The following is a 21,202-nucleotide window of genomic DNA, read 5'->3' on the forward strand; positions in this document are numbered from 1 at the left end:
CTACTGCAGTACGTAGTTAGTGAAAAGTACCTGTTCGATCACGCTCTTGTTCAGCTCTTTCTGGCCCACTTCCTGGACCACGGCTGCCGCCTTCTGGCGCAGCATTTCCATGCCCACCGGCGTTGCGATGGTATCGAATGGCTGACCGGAGAACATCATCACCAGGTTATTACGGATGACCGGCATGTGCGCTTTCAACGCTTCGAGGTCGGCCTTGTCACGGGCCAGCAAGGTGATGCTGACCTGCATGTAGCGCTGACGGCCATTGACGTTGTAGTTGACGACGAAGGGTGGCGTCAGAGGTTCGAAGATCGCCTCTTTTTTGGCATTCGCCGCTTCGGCAATGGCAGCTGCATCCGGCTTGCTCTCGGCCTTGTGCATGATGAACCAGGTCGCGCCTACCGACACACCAACGGCCAGCAGCAGCCCCACCACGATGAGGATGATGACTTTCAACTTGCCCTTTTTTGCAGGGTCCGCCACTGCTGCGTCGTCACTCTTTGCCATGCCAATAATCCGTCACTATCCAAGGGGTTCGGTGTTGCGTGACAGAGGAAGAGCAAGGGTTGTGCCAAATGGGCGGCTTCAAGCTGCAAGTAATGAGCGGCAAGTAACAGCAAAAAGCGGCAGCGCCCGAGAAACCGGGGTCTCCCACGCACTACCGCCTTTGATCTTGCCTTTACTTGCCGCTTGCCGCTAACCACTTGCCGCTACTGACAACGCCCAAGCGTTGGCAGGGCGTTTTCAGGCGTAATAGTCAACCGCGCTGGACCCCACGACAGTCAGCGGTGCGTTGGCAGCGGCCGAAGCGGCATCCACCGGAGCTCCGTCGGCGATGAGGTCGCTGCCGCCGACACCCCTGCTGCGGTCACTGCCGCCGTTGCGTTGCCCGTCACCGCCCGACTGCTGTTGAGCCTGTTGCTGCCAGCCCTGGGACTGGTCGGAGACGTTGACGTTGACCTGACCCATGCCCTGCTGAACGAAGGAATCACGCAGGCGCGACATCTGGCTTTCCAGCGCTTCGCGCACGCCGACATGGGCGCTCATGAACGTGACCTGGGTCTGCTGGTCCGCCGCCATATTGACGCGGATGTCCAGACGGCCCAATTCAGCGGGCTCCAGCTGAATGTCCGCCTGCTTGAGGTTCTGGCTCGACAGGTACATCACGCGGTTGACCACGCCTTCGGTCCATCCCCCCTGATTCATCGCCAGTGGCTGATTGAGCAGTGGCGTGGCCGGGGCCGACGCCGTGGTGTTCTTTACCTGAGCGGCCTGGGACAAGGCCGCCAGTCGATCGGCAAAGTTATCCATCCGCGTATCGCTGGTGGCGCCCTTCACGTCTTTCAGGCCGTCAGCCAGCAGGCCGCTGAATGCTTTGTCGCCGCCGCCTTCGGTGGTGCTCTTGTCCACGGGCTGGTCACCCAGCGCCGCCAGGTTATTGGCCAGCAGCTGCGAAGGATCGGCGTTCGGGTCTTGCTTGCCCCCGCCTTTGCCGTCGCCATGCACGCCGTTATTCTGCGCCGTCTGCTGCGCCTTGTTTTCCAGGGCGACTTGCACGGCGGTCAAGCCTTCCAGCGGATCGGCAGAGGGATCGAAATCGTCGCCGGCTGCGTCGGTCGCGTCGGTCGTCGCTTGCACCGCAGGAGGCGGCATCACGGGCAGCGCGGAGGCGAGAAGCGCCGGATCCACCACGGGCTCAACGGCAGGCGCGACGGCCACAGGCTCTTGAACCGCCGGCGTCACGGCCAGTGTCGGGTCAAGCACGGGATCGACCGAAGGCGCATCCGCCACCGTCGGATCCTGGCCGGTGTCGGAGGCGTCGTCCTTATCGTCGGCGTGGCCCTTGCCCGCGCCGGGCTCATCGTCCGCTTTGCCGTTCACCGGCTTGGCAGGCAACCCATTGCCGTTATCGGCAACGGTCTTGTCATCGGCGGCAGACGTATGGCTGACGGCGGGCTTGTCGTCCGCTGCCGAACTCTTGGCGCTTGCCGCTTTTGCCGTCGCGTTGTCCGCGCTGTGGGACTTGACCGGCGCCTGCTTGGCGAACACGTCAGAGAAGCTGGAAGTGTTGTGCTTGACGGGGTCCGGCGCCTTTGCCGCCGAGGTATTCCCGGCTTTCTGGACTTTGGCCGCTGTCAAAGCCGTCAGTAATGGGTTGTTGGCGAGGGCCATGTGAATCTCCGCAAGAGCGCAATTACACAGAGACAAAGCAAATGCCGGGCCAAGTGCGCCGACTGGCTGGATCAAAGGTGGGTCAGAGGTTGAAAGCCGGGTTGGGGATACCCGGCTCAGTGGCTGGCATGGCAGAGCTGCAGTTCGTCTTCGAAAATCTTCCTGACGGCGCAGAATTCCTCCTTGATCTCGGACACCAGCCGCCTTATCCGGGCGTCGTCCGCGGCCACCAACCCGCGCCCCTGTTCTTCCAGTTGCAGGCAGAGTTCGGACAAGTGCGTAGCGCCCATGTTGCCGGTGCTGCCTTTGAAGCTGTGGGCCATGAGGCCGAGGCGTTGCAGCGAGGCGGTGGAGGCGGCAGTGAAGGAAGGGTCACGCAACAGCAGGGTCATGTCGTTGACCCGATTGACGGAATCGGAAATGAACACCTGCAGCAGCGCCGGGTATTCCGCTTCCATCACGTCACGCAGCGTGCTGAGCACGTTGAAGTCCACAGGATTATTCGACACTTGTTCACTCCTTGATCAAGACGCGCGGATTATGCCAGACCCTCCCACGCAAATTCCACGCTGGCCGTCCGCCCCTCATCGGACCACTGGCAGCGGTCGCTGAGTTGCCGGACCAGCGCAAGGCCGCGCCCGGACAATTGGGTGACCGCAGGCGGCAGCGCCAGCACCCGATCGGAATCGAAACCCGCACCGCTGTCCTGCACCCGCACTGTCAGGCGACCGCCCTCGCCGTCCGGGACGATCTGGAAATCGATGCGGATAAAACCCTCCACCAGACAATCCAGGCGTTCGGCGCGCTGCTGGTAGTAAAGCCCAAAACCTGCGGCGTCGCGCTTCAACGCCGAGTCGAGCCCGAGCACGCCGTGTTCCAGCGCATTGCTGTACAGCTCCGACAGCACGATATACAGCTCGCTGCTCTGCATGCGCAAGCCATGGACTTCCTGCAGCAGTTGCAGCAGATAAGGCAGGGGATTGAAGCGCTTGAGCGTTGCCGCGCGGTACTCGAACGAAGCGCACCAATCCAGCGGACTGGAATCGCCGCTGTCGGTATAAATAACCGAGGGCGGGCCGAGCAAGTCAGGCTCGGTGAATGCCACCTCGACCATGCTCACGTCGTCCCGCGCCTGGCCGCGAAACCGCGCCAGGGCCCACTGCACTTCTTCGATCAGCAGCGCCGGGTTGCGATTGCTCACCAGCACATTTTGCAGACGCCGGGCGCCGAACAGCTCGCCGTCCTGACCGGTGCTGTCGACAACGCCGTCGGACAGCAGAAACACCCGATCCCCCGGCCCGAAGGGATACACCTGGGTGTTGTCGTCGAAACTGCCGGCGCTCAACACACCGAGGGGCACGTTCGCCGAAATCAGCGGCGTGTGCGGCCGGCCATCGCCATGCAGCAGGTAACCATCCGGCAGGCCGCCGTTCCACACCTCGACCAGTTGCTGCTTGAAGTTCAGGCACAGCAGCGCGGCGCAGCAGAACATGTCGACCGGCAGGATGCGTTTGAGCTTGGCGTTCATTTCCCGCAGGGTTTCGGGCAAACCGTACCCCTTGGCGGTCATGCCGTAGAACACCTCGGCCAAGGGCATGGCGCCTACTGCGGCGGGCAAGCCATGGCCGGTGAAATCCCCCAGCAGCAGGTGCATGTTGCCGGACGGCGACCACGCGGCCAGCAGCAGGTCGCCGTTGAACAGCGCGTAGGGCGATTGCAGGTAGCGGATGTTGCGCGAGCTCAGGCACCCGGAGTGGGCAATCTGATCAAACACGGCCTTGGCCACGCGCTGCTCGTTGAGCAGGTATTTATGGTGGCGGGTGATCAGGTCGCGCTGGTGCAGCACAGTTTCCTGCAACACGCGGAGGCGGTTCATGGCGTTGATCTTCGCCGCCAGCACCACTTGGTTGTAGGGCTTGGCAACGAAGTCGTCGCCGCCGGCGTCGAGGCATCGGGCGAGGTCTTCGCCTTCGGTCAGCGACGTCAGGAAGATGATCGGCACCAGCGCGTCACCCGCCAGCGTCTTGATCTGGCGCGCCGCTTCGAAACCGTCCATGACCGGCATCATCGCGTCCATCAGCACCAGTTGCGGCCGCCGACGCTCGAACAGCCCGACGGCTTCGGCGCCGTCACTGGCGGTCAGAACGTCATGGCCCTGGCGGCTGACGATGGCGGACAGGAGCATCCGGTCGCTGACGTTGTCATCGGCGATGAGGACCGTCAGGCGATCGGAGGCAGACGAGATCATCAGGCGGTTATGACGATGTTGAAGAGTTTGGAGAAGTTGGAGATGTCGAGGATTTTCTTGACGTCGTTGTTGCAGTTGATCAGTTGGATATCGGCTCGTTCGCCGCCGGCGTGGTCACGCAGCAGCAGGAGCATGCCCAGCGCGGAGCTGTCGAGGTAGTGGGTGTCTTTCAGGTCGACCTTGTAGCGGCTGGCCTGTTTTTCTTTGGGTTCGTAGGCGCTCCGGAATTCCTGGTGCGTCGAAAAATCGAAGCGTCCTTTGATGGTGATGGTCAGTTCTTGGCCATCGGCGGAGCGTTCGGAGGTTACTGACATTGGCAAATTCCTTGTATGAAACAGCGCCAGACGCTTGAGTTTTAGCAGCCCTTGTGAGGCGTTGCAAATCGTTAGCTTTTACTTGGCGTTTAGGATCAAGAGCGTCCGCCTAACGGCAGACATTTCGCCTTCGGCGAGTTACTTGGAAAAGCACCCCAAGTAACCAAGGGTGCTTGCTCTCGGTTGGGTTCCTCCTTCGTCGGAATACCCTCACTCCGACGACGCTCCGTGGGCACGCGCCGAACGGACATCCATGTCCTGACGGCGCTCTCGCGGCATCCATGCCGCTCGACCCACTCCGCGTCGTCTGCGTTCAGCCTGCACCCAAGTCGCGATTGGCGGTGTTTGGGATTTTTGTGTACGAAAATCAAAAGCAGATCAAAAGCAGATCAAAAGCTTCCCGGCTGAAGCCGGTCCTACGGGTGTACGCGGTGTGGGTAGGACCGGCTTCAGCCGGGAAGAGGCCGGTCCTACGGGTGTACGCGGTGTGAGTAGGACCGGCTTTAGCCGGGAAGAGGCCAGTCTGGCCGCCATCAATTTTGCAGCGTGACTCCCGACGCCTTCCCGGCTAAAGCCGGTCCCACTATGTCGTTGTCCTCGCCGTTGCAGTTGCCGTTGCCCTCGCTTTTGCTCTTCCTACACAAAATGTCCAAACACCACAAAACGCGACTTGGGTGCAGGCCGAGCGCAGGTTTTGCGCAGTGGGCCGAGCCGCATGGATGCGGCGAGAGCGCCGTCAGGACATGGATGTCCGTTCGGCGCGGGCCCACGGAGCAAGACCGGAGCGAGGGAACCCGACGCAGGAGGGCCAAACCAGGAGCAAGCACTTTTGGTTACTTTTAGTGCTTTTTAAAAGTAACTCGCCGAAGGCGAAACAATCTGCCCCCAGGCAGATGCCCTTAAAACTGCTCGGTCCGAGGCAATCTCTGAACCAACTCATCCAGCAACTTCTGCTCGCGTTTATCTTCCAGCGCGCGCGCCTCATCGATATACCGCTGCACCAACTTACGCAGCCCCTCCACCCGCGCATACGCCTTCTGCCACTCTTCGCGCGCCTTGTTCAAATTATTCTGATGCCACGCCAGACTCTGACGCTGCTGCGCCACCGCCGTCTCCAACTGATTGAGAAAGCGCTGATAATTCATCAGCCACTGACCCGACACCCCATGGGCGCCCTTGTCGATCCACTGCTGCTGATAATCAGAACGAAATTTATCCAGCTCACCCAACTTGGTTTCAGCCAGCCGCACCTGCCCCTGAAAATGCCCCAGACGCTGGACGGCAGCCTTCTCGACCTTTTCGGCCATCTCGACCACCGGCGCCAGACGGCCTGCGCGACTCAGAGCCATGGCCAATTAACCGCCGGCCTGAGGATTGAAAATCTTCGCCAACTGCTCCTCACTGCTCTGCATGCTCTCGTTCTCCTGCAAGCCCTGGCGCAAATACTTCACCAACTGCGGCTGCAGCGAAATCGCCAGATCCGTCTCGCGATCGCCGCCGGCCACGTACGCGCCGACACTGATCAAATCGCGGCTCTGCTGATAGCGCGACCACAACTGCTTGAAATACTGCGCCTGCACCATGTGCTGCGGATCGACCACAGACGGCATCACCCGGCTGATCGACGCTTCGATATCGATGGCCGGGTAATGGCCTTCTTCGGCCAGCCGCCGCGACAGCACAATGTGGCCGTCGAGCACGCCCCGGGCCGAGTCAGCGATCGGGTCCTGCTGGTCGTCGCCTTCGGACAAGACGGTGTAGAACGCGGTGATCGAGCCACCGCCCGCCTCGGCGTTACCGGCGCGTTCCACCAGCTTGGGCAGCTTGGCGAACACCGACGGTGGATACCCTTTGGTCGCAGGTGGCTCGCCGATGGCCAGGGCGATTTCCCGCTGGGCCTGGGCGAAACGCGTCAGCGAATCCATCAGCAACAGGACGTTCTTGCCCTTGTCGCGAAAATACTCGGCGATACGCGTGCAGTACATCGCGGCGCGCAGACGCATCAACGGCGCATCATCCGCCGGAGAGGCCACGACGACCGAACGCTTGAGGCCCTCCTCGCCCAGGCTGTGCTCGATGAACTCCTTCACCTCGCGACCCCGTTCGCCGATCAGCCCGACGACGATGATGTCGGCCTCGGTGAAGCGGGTCATCATCCCCAGCAGCACACTCTTGCCCACGCCGGTGCCGGCGAACAGGCCCAGACGCTGGCCGCGCCCGACCGTCAACAAACCGTTGATGCAGCGAATGCCCACGTCAAGCGGCTGGCTGATGGGGTTGCGCTTGAGCGGGTTAATGGTCGGGCCGTCCATCGGCACCCAGTCTTCGGCTTTCATCCCGCCCTTGCCGTCGAGAGGACGACCGGCGCCGTCGAGGACGCGGCCGAGCATGGTCATGCCCATCGGCAGACGGCCGGTGTCCGGCAGCGGCACGACGCGGGCGCCGGGCGCAATGCCGGAGACGCTGCCGACCGGCATCAGGAACACCTTGCTGCCGGCAAAGCCCATGACTTCGGCTTCAACTTCGACCGGATGATGACTGCCGTCATTGATCACCATGCAACGGCTGCCCATGGCAGCGCGCAGGCCCTCGGCTTCAAGGGTCAGGCCGACCATGCGCAGCAGCCGTCCTTCGACGATCGGCTGCGTAGGCAGGGAGATCGCGTCAGGGTACGTGCTCAGGCGCTTGGCGAAACTGGTGCGTTCAAGGCGCATCGACAGCACCCAGTGGGTAAGTGGTTTTCTCGGCGCTCTGGAGCGCCTCTTCCAGTTCGATCGTCACATCGGGCGGCGCCGGGTGCAGGGCCTGCTCGTGCAGCTGGTCGAACATTTTGCCAAGGGCCTGACTGATTCGCGCCTCGACCGTGGCGTCGATGCGGCTGTGCTCACTCTCGACCCGGCAACCACCCGGCTGCAGCGTCTCGTCCTCGAGAATGCGCCAGGTTTCTTCGTGACGCTCGCGCATGGCCTTGACCAACGCGAAGTCCTGCGGATTGACCAGAATGCGCACGTTGGCCGCGCCCATCGGCAGCAGGCGCAAGGCTTCGCGCAGCACCGTGCCGATCTGGCTGGAGTCTGTTTTGAGCTCGCGCTGAATGACCTGGCGTACCACATGCTCGACCAGCGACACCATCGATTTCTCGATCTGCGCATCCTGGTCGGCGATGGGTTCGAACAGATGCCCCATCAGGACTTCCATGCTGTCGAGCTTGGCCGCCAGCGCCACTTCCGCTTCCTGACGAACCTTGAGCTGAGTGCTGTGAAAACCCTCTTTTTCGCCGATGGCAAACCCCTCGTTGTAGGCGTCCTGACGGATGCTTTCCAACTCTTCCAGGGTCATCGGCTGGACTTCTTCCAGCGGTACTTCTTCGCTTTCGGCGAGCTCGGCTTCCTCGATAACCGGTTCCGGCTCGGGTGCTTCCACGTGCGGGTCGAAGCTGGGCAAGGCCCAGACGTCGATCCCGCGCAAATCCTGGGCGCGGATGAGCTCACTGGGTGGTGCTTTATCGGAGCTGGACATCAACGGCACCTACGCTTAAATCATTTCCTCGCCACCTTTGCCGCCAAGAACGATCTCCCCGGCCTCCGCCATACGACGGGCAATGGTGAGAATTTCTTTCTGGGCGCCTTCCACATCGCTGACGCGAACCGGGCCTTTGGCTTCCAGGTCGTCGCGCAGCAGTTCGGCGGCACGTTTGGACATGTTCTTGAAAATCTTTTCTTTGATGGCGTCGTCCGAGCCCTTCAGTGCCAGTACCAGCACATCGGAGGAGACTTCGCGCAGCAAGGCCTGAATCCCGCGGTCGTCGACGTCGGACAGGTTGTTGAAGACAAACATGAGGTCTTCGATCTGCGTCGACAGGTCTTCGTCCACTTCGCGGATCGAATCCATGAGCTGGCCTTCGATCGAGCTGTCGAGGAAGTTCATGATATCCGCCGCACGCTTGATACCGCCCAAGGTAGTACGCGATGTGTTGGCGTTGCCCGAGAACTGCTTCTCGAGGATCTGGTTCAATTCTTTCAGCGCCGCCGGCTGCACGGTGTTCAACGACGACACGCGCAGGATGATGTCCAGGCGCACTTTGTGGTCGAAGTGGCTCAGCACTTCACCGGCCTGATCGGCGTCCAGGTAGGCGACGACGATGGCTTGAATCTGCGGGTGCTCGAAACGGATGACGTCGGCCACCGCGCGCGGTTCCATCCACTTCAGGCTGTCGAGACCGCTGGTGTTGCCGCCCAGCAGAATCCGGTCGATGAGGCCGTTGGCCTTGTCCTCGCCCAGTGCCTGGGTGAGCATCTTGCGGATGTAGCCGTCCGAGCCGATGCCGACACCGGTCTGATCGCCGACCACGTCGACGAACTCGCTCATCACCTGTTCGACCTGCTCGCGGTGCACATTGCGCATCTGCGCCATGGCCACGCCCACCCGTTGAACCTCTTTGGGTCCCATGTGACGCAAGACCTGCGCGGCGTCCGTCTCACCCAGGGTGAGGAGCAGAATCGCGGCCTTGTCCACGCGGGTCAATTTAAGTGCAGCAGCTCTATCACTCATCAGCGTTGATCCACTCTTTGACGACCTGGGCTACACGCGCCGGATCCTCGGCCACAAGGCTCTTGATTGCGTTGAGCTGTGCGTCATAACCCTCGGTAGGGCTCGGCAACAGAATACTTTGCGGACCGCCCAGACTGACGCGGTCGTTTGCCAATTCACCGTCCATCCCGACCATGCCGCCCAGCTCGGAGTCGCCGTCGAGGCGCTTGCCTTGCGGATTGGTGATGCCCTTGAGCACCGGACGGAGCACACCGAACACCAGCACCAGGATGAACAGCACGCCCATGGCCTGTTTGACGATGTCCCAGAACCACGACTGCGAGTAGAACGGAATATCCGGGATCACTTCGCCGCGATCGGTGGAGAACGGCACGTTGATCACGCTGACGCTATCGCCACGGCTGGCATCGAAGCCAACGGCGTCCTGCACCAGACGGGTGAAGCGCGCCAGTTGCTCGGCGGTCCACGGCACCATGGTGGTTTCGCCATTGGCCGGGTTGACCTTAACCTGATCATCGACCACCACGGCGACCGACAGACGATTGACCTTGCCCTGCTGCTGCTTGGTGTGGCTGATGGAACGGTCGAGCTCGAAGTTCTTGGTCGACTGGTTACGCTTGTCCGCCGGGTACGGCGCCAGCATCGGCTGACCGGTGGCCGGGTCCATGATCTGTTGGCCGTTGGCGTCGAGCAGCGGTTGGCCCGGGGCGATGGCGCCCGCGGCTCCGGCAGCACCGGCGGCGGCGTTCTGTGGCGCCGTTGCCGGGCCTGGCGGCTGGTTGCTCAGCGCACCGGGTACGCCCCCTGAACCGCTGCTGCTGGAGCGCTGTTCGTTGACCGTCTGCTCACTGCGCAGCGCAGGCGTGTCCGGGTTGAAGCTTTCGGCGGTGGATTCGACGGCGCTGAAATCAACGTCTGCCGACACTTCTGCCTTGTAGCGGTCATTGCCCAGCACCGGCTGCAGAATGTTCTGCACACGCTGAGTCAGCATGCTTTCCATGCGGCGGGTGTAATCGAATTGCTTGCCGGCCATGGACAGCTCGGAGTTCTCGGCCTGATCGGAGAGCAGATTGCCCTTCTGATCGACGACAGAAATCTGCGACTTGTTCAGTTCCGGGACGCTGGTGGCGACCAGGTTCATGATCGCCAGCACCTGACCCGGCTCCAGCGAACGACCGGCATACAGCTCAACCAGAATCGAAGCGCTGGGCTTGCGATCGTCACGCACGAACACCGAGCTCTTCGGAATCGCCAGGTGAACACGAGCGCCCTTGACGTTGTTGAGGCTGGAGATGGTCCGCGCCAGTTCGCCTTCCAGGCCACGACGGTAACGAGTGGCCTCCATGAACTGGCTGGTCCCCAGGCCTTGATCCTTGTCGAGGATTTCGAAACCGACGTTGCCGTCGGTCTGGGCGATACCGGCACCCGCCAGCTTGATGCGGGCACGGGACAGGTCCTCGGACTTCACCAGCAGCGCGCCGGAATTGGGCTCGACGGTGTAGGGAATGTCGGCCTGGGCCAACGTGTCCATGACCTGCTTGGTGTCGACACCCGACAGGCTGCCATACAGCGGCTTGTAATCGGGCTGCTGCGACCAAAGCACGACGGCAAAACCAATCGCCACGCTGGCAGCCAGACCGACCATGAGGCCGACCTGACGCAGCATGGTCATCTCGGAGAGATTTTGCAGGAAGGCCAGCCCGAACATTGGCGGCTTGCTTCCTGGCGCACCCGTTTTGGCAGGTACGTTATCGACGACGGCTTCGGCCATGACTTAAATCGTCCTCAAACCGGCATTTGCATGATGTCTTGGTACGCCTGAACCAGCTTGTTGCGTACCTGGGTCAGCGCCTGAAACGACACGCTGGCTTTCTGCGAGGAGATCATCACGTCGGTGAGGTCCACGCCGCTCTTGCCCATCTCGAAAGCGGTCGACAGCTGATTCGACGCCTGCTGGGTGTCGTTGACCTTGTTCACCGCCATGCCGAGCATGGCAGCGAAACTGCTCGCACCGGCCTGTTCTGGCGCTGCGATGGCCTTGGGCTGAGCCATGGCGTCCATCTGCATGGAGCGCATGTCCAACATCAAGCGATTAAATTCAACACCTTGGGTCATGACGTTTCTCTCAAAAGGGCCGCAAATTTTTGACACGGATTCAGCGGTTACCTAAGCATTAGCAACAAGGGTGCCAGACCAATAGCGGCGATATGCCACGTTTGATGAAAGTGTTCGGATGAGTATTTAAACGGACACATAAACGCTGAGGCGCTTCACGCATTGACACCGCGCGATGCCCTATCAGACGCAGTCCCTTTGGGAGTGAGCTTGCTCACGAAGACGGCATCACACTCACTGAAAAATCAGCGGGTTGTTGAATGTCTGTCGTCAGCTCCAGTCAGGCAGGCATCCATCTCACCGACACGCGCGCCTGCTCAGGATGCAAACAGAAACCCTTCGACATCCATCCCCGCATCACGCATCTGCGCCAGCTTGTAGCGCAACGTACGCGGGCTGATACCGAGGCGTTCGGCGGCCTCTTTGCGACGGCCACGCTCGGCACGAAGGGTGTCGATGATCATCTGGAACTCACGGCGACGCAGGTCTTCACCCAGGGCGCCCGCCCCTTCCCCGCTGCTCGCCTCGGGCGACGCTTCCATGGCGCCAGTCGCAACTGGCACCACCAGAGGCGTCGGCGCGGCGGCGAAGGTTACCGGGCCGGCCAGGCAGAAATCCTCAGCCTGAATGACACCGCCCTGCTGCAGGATCAGCGCCCGCTGCACGGCGTTATCCAGCTCGCGAACATTGCCAGGCCACGCATAGCTGATCAGACACGCCTGCGCCTCGGCCGACAGCCGCACCGGGGCATGCTTCATTTTATTGACGTGTTTGGCCAACAGACGCTCGGCCAGCGGCAGAATGTCGGCGGGACGCTGGCGCAAGGATTGCCACGCGAGCGGGAACACCGAGAGACGGTAAAACAGGTCTTCGCGAAAGCGCCCTGCGGCCACTTCTCCCGCCAGATCGCGGTTGGTGGTCGCCAGCACGCGGATGTCCAGTTCGATGGGCTTGCGCGCACCGACCCGCTCCACTTCCCGCTCCTGCAACACACGCAACAGCTTGGCCTGCAGGCCCATGGGCATTTCGGAAATCTCGTCGAGCAGAATGGTGCCACCTTCGGCCTGCTCGAACTTGCCGGCCTGGGACGCAATGGCACCGGTAAACGAACCCTTCTCGTGGCCGAACAGCGTGGCTTCGAGCATGTTGTCCGGAATCGCCGCGCAGTTGATCGCGATGAAAGGCTTGCCGGCGCGGGGCGATTGCTCATGAATGAAACGCGCCAGCACTTCTTTACCGGTGCCGGACTCGCCTGAAATCAACACCGTCGAATCACTCTTCGCCACGCGGCTGGCAAGGCTGAGCAACTGCACGCTGGCAGGCTCGACCGCAATCGGACCCTCGCCATCGGCCGGGCCGAGGCGACCCAGTGCATGGCGAGCCACCAACGCCAGCAACGCCTTGGGCTCGAAGGGCTTGACCATGTAATCAGCCGCGCCCTGGCGCATCGCCTCCACGGCGCGGTCCACCGTACCATGGGCCGTCATCAACAGCACCGGCAACTGGGGGTAGCGGCTGCGCAACTGGCTGAGCAATTGGTGGCCGTCCATGCCGGGCATATTGACGTCACTGACCACCAGGCTGAACGGCGAATCGGCAGCGGCAACCAACGCCTCTTCCGCCGACCCGACCGGCTGATAGGCATGGCCGGCCAGCGCCAGGGTTTCGCCCAGCGCTTCACGCAGAGAAGGGTCGTCCTCGACCAGCAGCACCTTGATGCTCATGAGCGCTCACCTGAAGCAATCGTCAACGGACCGGCCTCACTGCCAGTGGACGGCTCATTCCCAGCCCCCGGAACCAGCGGCAGCGACACGATGGCGCAGGTGCCACGACCCGGACGCGAGCGGAATTCGACACGCCCCTGATGCGCCCGCGCCACCGCAGTGACAACGGCCAGCCCCAGGCCGGTGCCGGTGGTTTTGGTGGTGAAGAAGGGCTCGCCGATACGGGCCAGGGCCGCCGGCTCGATGCCGCTGCCACTGTCGCTGATACACAGACGCAGCGTATTGCCGCGGTTGTACGCATGAATCTTGATGCGCCGCCGCCCGTCAAGCTGGCCGGCACTGGCCTGGACGGCATTTTCAATAAGGTTGAGCAGCGCGCCGACCAGCGTGTCGCGGTTGCACAGCAATTCCCCCGCCGGGCTGTCGCACTGCCAGCGCACGGCCACGTCACGCACGTGAGTCTGGGCTGCGGACTCTAGGGCAGCGACCAGCGCAGTCGGCGTCACCCGATCGGTCAGCGGCAGTTCGCCACGGGCAAACACCAGCATGTCGCGGACCTGATGCTCGAGCTCATGCAGGCGCTCCTTGAGCCGGCCGGCGAAGCGCTGTTGGGTCTCGACGTTCAACGCCTGTTCGGCCAGATGGCTGGCGTAAATCATGGCGGCGGACAGCGGCGTGCGGATCTGATGGGCCAGTGATGCGACCATGCGCCCCAGGGACGACAAGCGCTCATGACGCGCCAGCTGACTTTGCAGATGGCGGGTTTCGGTCAGGTCATTAAGCAGCACCAGCTGGCCCGGCTCGGCGTCCAGGGAACGGGTGGCAATGGACAGCCGGCGCCCGTCCTTCAGGGAGATTTCGTGGCCGTCGTCCTCGCGCGGAGCAAAGCAGCGGGCGATGACATGGCGCCAGAGCATGCCGATCAACGGTTCGCCCAGCAGATCCAGCGCGGCAGGATTGGCCTCACGGACCCTGCCGGTGCCGTCGATCACGATGACACCGCCGGGCAGCAGGTCGAGCAGGTTTTGAAGGCGGTTCGCCAGACGCTCTTTCTCAGCAAGCTCCTCCATGCGCTGGGCGCTGACCACCGCCAGCTCGCCCTTGAGCTCGGTGACCCGTGCTTCCAGCAGGCCGTAGGAATCGGTGAGCTGAGTCGACATCTGGCTGAACAGCGCGAAGGCCTGTTCAAGCCCTTGCCTGCTCGCCACTTCCGGGGACTGCTGCACTAACGAACCAATGGATGAACCGGGTTCGGAAGACATCTGAGCGGCCTGGGGCATAGTTGATCTCTCGGGTAGCGAACCGTCAGTAAACGGTATGTTCCCAGAGACATAGCAATCCTCGTGCCGAAAAAAAACCGCTGAGAAATCAGCGGTTTATTTTTGACGCGTCAAACGACAGTCAGTCGTCGACCTGCTCGTCGCCTTCGCGACGGCTCATGCCGTACTTGCGCATTTTCTCCACCAGCGTGGTGCGGCGGATACGCAGACGTTCGGCGGCGCGTGCCACGATCCCGTTGGCATCGTCCAGCGCCTGCTGGATCAAGCCCTGCTCCAGACCGCCGAGGTAGTCCTTCAAGTCCAGACCTTCAGGCGGCAGCAAGGCGCTGCTGGCGAAGTTCGGCGTATGGCCGTTGATGGCCACGCGCTCTTCCAGATCGCTGCGCAGGCTGTCGACCAGTTGCTCGTCTTCGTCGTCGACGTAGCGGAATTTTTTCGGCAGCTCCGAGACACCGATGACACCGTACGGGTGCATGATCGCCATGCGTTCGACGAGGTTGGCAAGCTCACGAACGTTGCCGGGCCAGCCGTGACGACACAGCGACATGATGGCGGCGGAGTTGAAGCGAATCGAACCGCGCTTCTCGTGTTCCATGCGCGAGATCAGCTCGTTCATCAGCAGCGGAATGTCTTCCACACGCTCACGAAGCGGCGCCATTTCGATCGGGAACACGTTGAGGCGGTAGTAGAGATCCTCGCGGAAACTGCCGATCACGATCATGTCTTCAAGATTTTTGTGCGTCGCGGCAATGATGCGCACATCAACGCTCTGGGTCTTGTTGCTGCCCACGCGCTCGAAGGTGCGCTCCTGCAGGACGCGCAGCAGCTTGACCTGCATCGGCAGCGGCATGTCGCCGATTTCATCAAGAAACAGCGTGCCGCCGTTGGCCAGTTCGAAGCGCCCTGCCCGGCTGGTGATGGCGCCGGTGAAAGCACCCTTCTCGTGGCCGAACAGTTCGCTTTCGAGCAACTCGGCCGGAATCGCGCCACAGTTGACGGGCACGAACGGCGCATCGCGGCGCTTGGAATGGTAATGCAGGTTACGGGCGACGACTTCCTTGCCGGTCCCGGACTCACCGAGGATCAGCACGCTGGCGTCGGTGTCGGCGACCTGCTGCATCATCTGGCGGACGTGCTGAATGGCACGGCTGGTGCCGACGAGGCTGCGGAAAAGATTGGGTTCGCGCTGACGCCCACGTTCACGGGCCTGGTCGTACATCTCGCGATAGACCTGGGCACGGTGCAGGGAATCCAGCAGTTTGCTGTAGCTGGGCGGCATCTCGACGGTGGAGAGGACCCGGCGACGCAGATCGTCCGCCAGTTCGGACGAGGAGTTCTCGCCCATCAGCAGGACCGGGAGAAACTCGTCCCACGCGGCCACGGTTTTGAGCAGGCCTTGAAGGCTGCCCGGGGCGTTCACGCTGCCGACCAGCACGCACAGCACTTCTCGGGTAGAGGTCAGCGAACCCACGACTTGCTGCCAGTCTGTGCTGGAGCAGGACAGGTTCTCATCACCCAGAAAATTCAGAATCACCGCCATGTCACGGCGGCGCTGGCTATCGTCATCGATCAGCAGGATTTTGATTTCACGCCACATGCAATAGCAACTTCCCTAGTCAACTCGATGCCCGATCACGGGCAAGCTTTGGCTTTTGTTTCGTCCGTTGAGACGTGTCAATCACCAGAAATTAGTGAACTTCACTAGTTAAGTCAAAAATCCGTACACAGTCAATTTTATGGCGTACATATTTTGGCTACCGACCAAGTGTCAACCGAACAGATGGTAAACCTTTGCCGCGCTTTTCGCTCGCTGGATCTGGGACATTTCGTCGACGATCGCCTGACGTTCGCCCACAGCGACGTCGATAAGCTTGCGATAGACGCCTAGCAGCTCTTCCAGATTTGTTCGCAACTCAGGCTCATCGTTGCTCGCCTGACTGATGACTTCATCGACGCAGGCCCGGCAGGCCATATCGAGCTGGCCGATTGCCTCCCAGTCACGCTGCTCGAGGGCATCGACCAAGGCTTCACGGGTTTCTTCGATTCGCTTGAGTGCAACGCTCATGGGGTTCTCCTTCAGAGCACGGGTTGCTGATCGCCGATCGCATCCCAGCCTTCCTTGACCGTGATCAGCAGGCCGCTGACTTCGTCGAGGATCTTCGGATCGGATTTGATGTTCGCTTCTGCCAGACGCTTCATCAGGTAGACGTAGAGGTTGTCGACGTGGGCCAGGGCTTCAGCCTGTTTTTCCATGTCCAAGCCTTCGCGCAGCCCACCGATGATTTCAATTGCCTTGCCAATCAACAGCCCTTTGGCGGGGATGTCCTTGCGCTCGATGGCGCCTTTGGCCTGGGCGATACGGTCCAGGCCGGCTTCCATCAGCATCTGCACCAGACGGTGTGGCGTGGCCACGGCTGTCTGGGCTTGTGAGTTGACCTTCTGATACTGCCGAAGGGCTGCCATACGGTTCATTGTCTTACCTCGCGCAACGAAGTTTCTATAGTGAGGGTATCGACACGGCCCAGGAAAACTTTAAGGCCAGATGCCAAAAACCCGGCACTGGGAGCCGGGTCTTGATCAAGTCGTCAACGGTCAGCCACTTTTCTGGGCATTGAGCGAGTCGAAGAACGAGGTGATGCTGGTGGAAGAGGCTTTCAGCTGCCCCACCAACAAGTCCATCGCGTTGTATTTGGCGGTCAGAGTGGCGGTCAACGTCGTCACCCGCAGGTCGAGGGCGGCCTGTTGGTTTGTCAGATCGGTCTGCTGCTTGTTGAGGCTGGTGGTGCGCGTGTCGAAAATACCGCCCGTCTGGGTGTAAGGCGTAATGGCAGCCTGCATCCGCGAGAGCAAGCCGTTGGTGCTGTCCGTGCCACTGAACAGTTGCTGCACGTCGCCCGCCAGGCCCTGGTCCATCGCCTTGCTAAACTTGGTGGCATCGAGGCTCAGCGTACCGTCGGATTGACCGGTGGTGATGCCCAGCTGCGAAAGCACGGAAAGGCCACCTGGGGCACCGGTCGTCACCAGCTGGTCGCGGATGGCCGAGAGGATCGAGCGCGGCATCGCATCGCCCGTCAACGCCGCAGCCGTCACGGTTGCGCCGGTGGTTTTGTCCGGGGTGTCGCTTACCGTCGCCTTGGTGACACTGGACACGGCTTTGACGACGGTGTTGTAAGCATCGACGAAGGTTTGCAGCGAGGCTTTCAGGCCATCGTTGTTCCCCGACACCGTCACAGTCGAAGCACCCAACCCCCCCACCAATGTCATGGAAACGCCGCCGAGGCTCTTGTCGATGGTGTTGCTGGCACTGGTGATGCTCAGGCCGTTGACGGTCAGACTGGCGTCTACCGCTTGCTTATCGATGTAGCCGGCGCTGGTGGTGCTTTTCGGGTCAAGCGCAGCGCCGGCAACAATGTTGAATTCACTGGACGTCGTGCTCGACGCCGTGATGTCCGTGCCTTTACCCGTCACCGTCGAGCTGAACACCAGGCGTGAACCATTGTCATCGGTGATGATGTTGGCGCTGATCTTCGAGGTCGCGCTTTGTGCGTTGATCTGCTTGGCCACCGACGCCAGCGTGGCACCGGTCGGGATGGTGATCTTGGTGTCAATGCCATTTTGAGTGAGGGTCAAATCGCCACTCGGAATAGCACTGGCGGACCCGCCGGAGAAAGAAGCGCTTGCGACACTGGAACTGGTGGCAAGGCCTATGACGTTGATGTTGTAAGTACCGGGCACGGCCGAGTTATCGGACGTTACGGTCAGCTTGGTCGCGTCGGAGGCTTTTGCCGCATAGCCGGCGAATGCAGGCGTGTCGGTTTTGCCAAGGTTGGTCAGGGCGGTCTGGAAGGCAGTCATCGCGCTTTGCAGCGTGCCGATGCCGGAAATTTTGGTGGTGACCAGTTTGGTCTGTGTTGTGATCTGGGTCTGCTTGGCCGACTTGTCGGAGTTGACCAGCGCGGTGACGATGTCACCGATTGCCAGGCCCGAGCCGAGGCCGGTTGCAGGTGTAATAGGACTAGCCATGTGAGTCTCCTTTCAGTTGTAGTCGGCATTTTGACGAGCACGCCACACCCAAGTGCCGCGTTCACGTTTCATGCCATTTAAACTTTCGCGTCGAACAACAGGCTGTTGGCGTTCTTCAGACTGTCGGCGAGCTTCAACGCTTCAGCAGACGGCAATTGCCGCACCACTTCACCTGTATCGGCGGCGATCACTTTCACCACCACTTTCCCCGACTTGTCGTCGATGGAAAACTCCAGGTTACGATGAACCGGCTGAAAGAACTTTTCCATTAGCTTGACGGCCGCTTCCAGTTCTTCTGGCTTCCTGTCTGGATCTGAGTCTTTACTTGTCGATGAGTCTGACGACGATGAAGCCGCCGGAGCAGGAACGACTTGAGGCGCCACGGCTGGCTTGTCAGCAACCACAGGCACCGCGGGCAACGACTGGATCATTGGATAAGACACATTCATCCTGTTACTTATGTCCATGTACACTCACCTCTCGAAAGTAAAAAGCGGGAGAGCACGCAAGCATACTCCCCCGCCAAAACTCTAGCCGTTATTACTGAAGCAGTTTCAGAACAGCGGATGGCAGCTGGTTAGCCTGGGCCAGAACAGAGGTGGAAGCTGATTGCAGAGTCTGTTGTTTGGTCAGGTTAGCGGTTTCAGCGGCGAAGTCGGTGTCTTGAATACGACCCAGTGCAGCAGTGGCGTTTTCGTTAACGTTTTGCAGGTTGGAAATGGTGCTGGTCAGACGGTTTTGCGAAGCACCCAGGCTCGAACGGGTGCTGTTGATCGTTGCCAGAGCCGCGTCGATTGCCGAAATAGCGGCGTCAACGTTGGTGTGGGCAGAGGTGTTGTCGCTGCCGCTGATCGAGCTGCTACCGCTCGAAACGCCCAGAGCCGAAGCAGTGAAGCTGCCGGTCAGGACCAGGTCGATGTGGTTCGAAGTACCGGTGTTGGAACCGACTTGCAGAGTCACGGTGCTAGCGGAACCGTCCAGCAGGTTCTTGCCGTTCAGGTTGGTGGACTGAGCGATACGGGTCAGTTCGTCAGACATCTGGCCGTATTCGGCGTTCAGCGAGTTACGGTCAGCAGTGCCATTGGTGTCGTTTCGGGACTGAACAGCCAGTTCACGCATACGCTGCAGAATGTTGGTCGATTCTTGCAGAGCGCCTTCAGCGGTCTGAGCGATCGAGATACCGTCGTTGGCGTTCTTGATGGCAACAGTCTGGCCGCGGATTTGCGAAGTTTCGCGGGTTGCGATCTGCAGGCCGGCTGCGTCGTCTTTAGCGCTGTTGATTTTCAGACCGGAAGACAGACGAGTCATCGAAGTCGACAGTGCATCGGAAGCTTTGGACAGGTTCTTCTGAACAGCCAGGGAAGCTACGTTGGTGTTTACGCCTAAAGCCATGATGAATTCCTCGTGAGTTGTTTGCTGCGGCTATCCGGCCCTGGCAAGCGCCGGGTGTGGCCTAGAGAACCTACGTAATGTTTATCGTCGCGGTTGCCAGGAGCTTGAGGGCTTTTTCAAATTTATTTGCCACCAGAGCGCCACCCCCGCAGTTTGTTGTCCGGGGATACACAGCGTTTCGGCGCAACCCTTGGAAGCTTTAACCTGACCCGGCGATTTGTTAACCAGTTCTCAAAAACCCGGGCGCGCTCTGCGGCGCGCCCGGGTTTTGGGGGCCTCTATCTATAGAAGCGGTTATTTATTGCAGAAGCTTCAAAACGGCGGACGGCAGCTGGTTCGCCTGGGCCAGCACTGCCATGGAGGCTTGCTGCAGGGTTTGCTGCTTGGTTAGCTCCGCGGTTTCGGCGGCGAAGTCGACATCCTGAATCCTGCCACGAGCAGATTGAGTGTTTTCATTCATGCTCTGCAGGTTGGCGACCGTCGAGGTCAGTCTGTTCTGCGACGCCCCCAAGGCCGCCCGGGTAGACGTAACAGACATCAGAGCTTTATCGATTGCTAGCATCGCCGCGTCAGCATTCGTATGGGCATCGGCAGTGGTCGCTCCTGATAACGCCAACGTCGGGGAATCCACTCCCATTGAAACAGCATCGAACTTAGCGCTTAAATCCAGAGTAATTCGAGATGCGGCGCTCGTGTCGGTACCAATCTGCAGCTCCATGACCCCCGCAGAACCATCAAGAAGCCGCCGACCATTGAGCTTCGTATCTTCGGAAGTTCGGGTGAGCTCGGCGCTCATCAAAACAAACTCATCATGCATGGCGGCGCGCTGGGCAGTACCGTTATTGTCATCACGAGCTTGAATCGCCAGCTCTTTCATCCTGGTGAGAATATTTGCTGTCTCGTTGAGCGCTCCTTCCGCTGTCTGCGCCATTGATACTCCATTGTTAGCGTTTCTCAACGCGACGCTTTGCCCTCTTATCTCATTGGTCATCATCGTCGCGAGCTGCAGCCCGGCTGCATCATCCTTCGCGCTGTTGATCCGCAACCCCGACGACAACCGTGTCATAGAGATACTCAGCGCATCGCTCGCACGATTGAGTTTGGTCTGAATCGCAAGCGACGCAATATTGGTATTTACGGTTAAAGCCATTTTTAATTCCTCGCTGATAGAAACGGAGGGTTCTCTAACATCGGGGAAGTCCATTTCTCCCGGAGAACCTACAACTGCTGTATCGACGCAACCGATACTCGCTTGAGCAACTTTTTCCATACAGTCCTTATACAACCACTACATATGTAGGATAAATTTTGACGTAAGCCACTGTAGGACAACGCTTTCGAAATCTTTTAATTTTTTTTAAAATTTTGCACGGTCGGCGGATG

At 60.5% G+C, this 21,202-nt stretch carries 20 protein-coding genes; all 20 read right to left on the minus strand.

The window, feature by feature from the left end:
• Positions 1–507: a flagellar basal body-associated protein FliL gene (gene fliL / locus QWI18_RS16930; RefSeq protein WP_192130034.1), complete on the minus strand. Its 507-nt coding sequence runs from the start codon at positions 505–507 to the stop codon at positions 1–3.
• 237 nt (positions 508–744) lie between these two features.
• Positions 745–2,172, minus strand: coding sequence for a flagellar hook-length control protein FliK (locus tag QWI18_RS16935; protein ID WP_369319326.1), 1,428 nt, complete (start codon positions 2,170–2,172; stop codon positions 745–747).
• Between the two features lie 116 nt (positions 2,173–2,288).
• Positions 2,289–2,681 (minus strand): Hpt domain-containing protein, encoded by a 393-nt coding sequence (locus tag QWI18_RS16940; RefSeq protein WP_369319327.1) that lies wholly within the window; start codon positions 2,679–2,681, stop codon positions 2,289–2,291.
• Positions 2,682–2,710: 29 nt separating this feature from the next.
• Positions 2,711–4,420, minus strand: a complete 1,710-nt coding sequence (locus QWI18_RS16945; RefSeq protein WP_065987297.1) for a fused response regulator/phosphatase — start codon at positions 4,418–4,420, stop codon at positions 2,711–2,713.
• Positions 4,420–4,734, minus strand: coding sequence for an STAS domain-containing protein (locus tag QWI18_RS16950; RefSeq protein WP_369319328.1), 315 nt, complete (start codon positions 4,732–4,734; stop codon positions 4,420–4,422). Before QWI18_RS16950 ends, QWI18_RS16945 begins: the two co-directional genes overlap by 1 nt.
• A gap of 899 nt (positions 4,735–5,633) precedes the next feature.
• Positions 5,634–6,083 (minus strand): flagellar export protein FliJ, encoded by a 450-nt coding sequence (gene fliJ, locus QWI18_RS16955; RefSeq protein ID WP_065987295.1) that lies wholly within the window; start codon positions 6,081–6,083, stop codon positions 5,634–5,636.
• A gap of 6 nt (positions 6,084–6,089) precedes the next feature.
• Positions 6,090–7,448 (minus strand): flagellar protein export ATPase FliI, encoded by a 1,359-nt coding sequence (gene fliI, locus QWI18_RS16960; protein WP_065987294.1) that lies wholly within the window; start codon positions 7,446–7,448, stop codon positions 6,090–6,092.
• Complete coding sequence (fliH, locus tag QWI18_RS16965) at positions 7,438–8,253, minus strand: flagellar assembly protein FliH (protein ID WP_065987293.1); 816 nt, start codon at positions 8,251–8,253, stop codon at positions 7,438–7,440. Before fliH ends, fliI begins: the two co-directional genes overlap by 11 nt.
• A gap of 15 nt (positions 8,254–8,268) precedes the next feature.
• Positions 8,269–9,285: a flagellar motor switch protein FliG gene (fliG, locus tag QWI18_RS16970; protein ID WP_065987292.1), complete on the minus strand. Its 1,017-nt coding sequence runs from the start codon at positions 9,283–9,285 to the stop codon at positions 8,269–8,271.
• Complete coding sequence (gene fliF / locus QWI18_RS16975) at positions 9,278–11,056, minus strand: flagellar basal-body MS-ring/collar protein FliF (protein WP_065987291.1); 1,779 nt, start codon at positions 11,054–11,056, stop codon at positions 9,278–9,280. Before fliF ends, fliG begins: the two co-directional genes overlap by 8 nt.
• A 14-nt stretch (positions 11,057–11,070) precedes the next feature.
• Complete coding sequence (gene fliE / locus QWI18_RS16980) at positions 11,071–11,400, minus strand: flagellar hook-basal body complex protein FliE (protein ID WP_369319329.1); 330 nt, start codon at positions 11,398–11,400, stop codon at positions 11,071–11,073.
• Between the two features lie 317 nt (positions 11,401–11,717).
• On the minus strand, positions 11,718–13,124 hold the full coding sequence (locus QWI18_RS16985; RefSeq protein WP_369319330.1) for a sigma-54-dependent transcriptional regulator: 1,407 nt from the start codon (positions 13,122–13,124) through the stop codon (positions 11,718–11,720).
• Positions 13,121–14,386 (minus strand): PAS domain-containing sensor histidine kinase, encoded by a 1,266-nt coding sequence (locus QWI18_RS16990; RefSeq protein WP_369319331.1) that lies wholly within the window; start codon positions 14,384–14,386, stop codon positions 13,121–13,123. Before QWI18_RS16990 ends, QWI18_RS16985 begins: the two co-directional genes overlap by 4 nt.
• A 139-nt stretch (positions 14,387–14,525) precedes the next feature.
• On the minus strand, positions 14,526–16,001 hold the full coding sequence (locus QWI18_RS16995; protein WP_065987287.1) for a sigma-54 dependent transcriptional regulator: 1,476 nt from the start codon (positions 15,999–16,001) through the stop codon (positions 14,526–14,528).
• Positions 16,002–16,172: 171 nt separating this feature from the next.
• Positions 16,173–16,469 (minus strand): flagellar protein FliT, encoded by a 297-nt coding sequence (fliT, locus tag QWI18_RS17000; RefSeq protein ID WP_065987286.1) that lies wholly within the window; start codon positions 16,467–16,469, stop codon positions 16,173–16,175.
• 11 nt (positions 16,470–16,480) lie between these two features.
• Positions 16,481–16,876, minus strand: a complete 396-nt coding sequence (gene fliS, locus QWI18_RS17005; RefSeq protein ID WP_296309079.1) for a flagellar export chaperone FliS — start codon at positions 16,874–16,876, stop codon at positions 16,481–16,483.
• A gap of 120 nt (positions 16,877–16,996) precedes the next feature.
• The gene (gene fliD / locus QWI18_RS17010) at positions 16,997–18,427 is read right to left on the minus strand and encodes a flagellar filament capping protein FliD (RefSeq protein WP_369319332.1); all 1,431 of its coding nucleotides are present in this window, start codon (positions 18,425–18,427) and stop codon (positions 16,997–16,999) included.
• A 77-nt stretch (positions 18,428–18,504) separates the two neighbouring features.
• On the minus strand, positions 18,505–18,894 hold the full coding sequence (locus QWI18_RS17015) for a flagellar protein FlaG (protein ID WP_282371595.1): 390 nt from the start codon (positions 18,892–18,894) through the stop codon (positions 18,505–18,507).
• 73 nt (positions 18,895–18,967) lie between these two features.
• Entirely contained in the window at positions 18,968–19,819 is an 852-nt protein-coding gene (locus QWI18_RS17020; RefSeq protein ID WP_282371597.1) for a flagellin domain-containing protein, read from the minus strand.
• Positions 19,820–20,117: 298 nt separating this feature from the next.
• Positions 20,118–20,969 carry a flagellin domain-containing protein gene (locus QWI18_RS17025; RefSeq protein ID WP_369319347.1) on the minus strand — a complete coding sequence of 284 codons (852 nt, stop codon included), beginning with the start codon at positions 20,967–20,969 and terminating at the stop codon, positions 20,118–20,120.
• Positions 20,970–21,202 lie beyond the last annotated feature (233 nt).

Source organism: Pseudomonas sp. W2Oct36, from assembly GCF_041060465.1.
In the GTDB taxonomy this organism is placed as follows: Bacteria; Pseudomonadota; Gammaproteobacteria; order Pseudomonadales; family Pseudomonadaceae; genus Aquipseudomonas; species Aquipseudomonas graminis_B.

Excerpts from the sequence above, each read along its gene's own strand:
- fliL (WP_192130034.1), bottom strand. The coding sequence starts at position 507 with ATGGCAAAGAGTGACGACGCAGCAGTGGCGGACCCTGCAAAAAAGGGC.
- QWI18_RS16935 (WP_369319326.1), bottom strand. The coding sequence starts at position 2,172 with ATGGCCCTCGCCAACAACCCATTACTGACGGCTTTGACAGCGGCCAAA.
- QWI18_RS16945 (WP_065987297.1), bottom strand. The coding sequence starts at position 4,420 with ATGATCTCGTCTGCCTCCGATCGCCTGACGGTCCTCATCGCCGATGAC.
- QWI18_RS16950 (WP_369319328.1), bottom strand. The coding sequence starts at position 4,734 with ATGTCAGTAACCTCCGAACGCTCCGCCGATGGCCAAGAACTGACCATC.
- fliJ (WP_065987295.1), bottom strand. The coding sequence starts at position 6,083 with ATGGCTCTGAGTCGCGCAGGCCGTCTGGCGCCGGTGGTCGAGATGGCC.
- fliI (WP_065987294.1), bottom strand. The coding sequence starts at position 7,448 with ATGCGCCTTGAACGCACCAGTTTCGCCAAGCGCCTGAGCACGTACCCT.
- fliH (WP_065987293.1), bottom strand. The coding sequence starts at position 8,253 with ATGTCCAGCTCCGATAAAGCACCACCCAGTGAGCTCATCCGCGCCCAG.
- fliG (WP_065987292.1), bottom strand. The coding sequence starts at position 9,285 with ATGAGTGATAGAGCTGCTGCACTTAAATTGACCCGCGTGGACAAGGCC.
- fliF (WP_065987291.1), bottom strand. The coding sequence starts at position 11,056 with ATGGCCGAAGCCGTCGTCGATAACGTACCTGCCAAAACGGGTGCGCCA.
- fliE (WP_369319329.1), bottom strand. The coding sequence starts at position 11,400 with ATGACCCAAGGTGTTGAATTTAATCGCTTGATGTTGGACATGCGCTCC.
- QWI18_RS16985 (WP_369319330.1), bottom strand. The coding sequence starts at position 13,124 with ATGAGCATCAAGGTGCTGCTGGTCGAGGACGACCCTTCTCTGCGTGAA.
- QWI18_RS16990 (WP_369319331.1), bottom strand. The coding sequence starts at position 14,386 with ATGTCTTCCGAACCCGGTTCATCCATTGGTTCGTTAGTGCAGCAGTCC.
- QWI18_RS16995 (WP_065987287.1), bottom strand. The coding sequence starts at position 16,001 with ATGTGGCGTGAAATCAAAATCCTGCTGATCGATGACGATAGCCAGCGC.
- fliT (WP_065987286.1), bottom strand. The coding sequence starts at position 16,469 with ATGAGCGTTGCACTCAAGCGAATCGAAGAAACCCGTGAAGCCTTGGTC.
- fliS (WP_296309079.1), bottom strand. The coding sequence starts at position 16,876 with ATGAACCGTATGGCAGCCCTTCGGCAGTATCAGAAGGTCAACTCACAA.
- fliD (WP_369319332.1), bottom strand. The coding sequence starts at position 18,427 with ATGGCTAGTCCTATTACACCTGCAACCGGCCTCGGCTCGGGCCTGGCA.
- QWI18_RS17015 (WP_282371595.1), bottom strand. The coding sequence starts at position 18,894 with ATGGACATAAGTAACAGGATGAATGTGTCTTATCCAATGATCCAGTCG.
- QWI18_RS17020 (WP_282371597.1), bottom strand. The coding sequence starts at position 19,819 with ATGGCTTTAGGCGTAAACACCAACGTAGCTTCCCTGGCTGTTCAGAAG.
- QWI18_RS17025 (WP_369319347.1), bottom strand. The coding sequence starts at position 20,969 with ATGGCTTTAACCGTAAATACCAATATTGCGTCGCTTGCGATTCAGACC.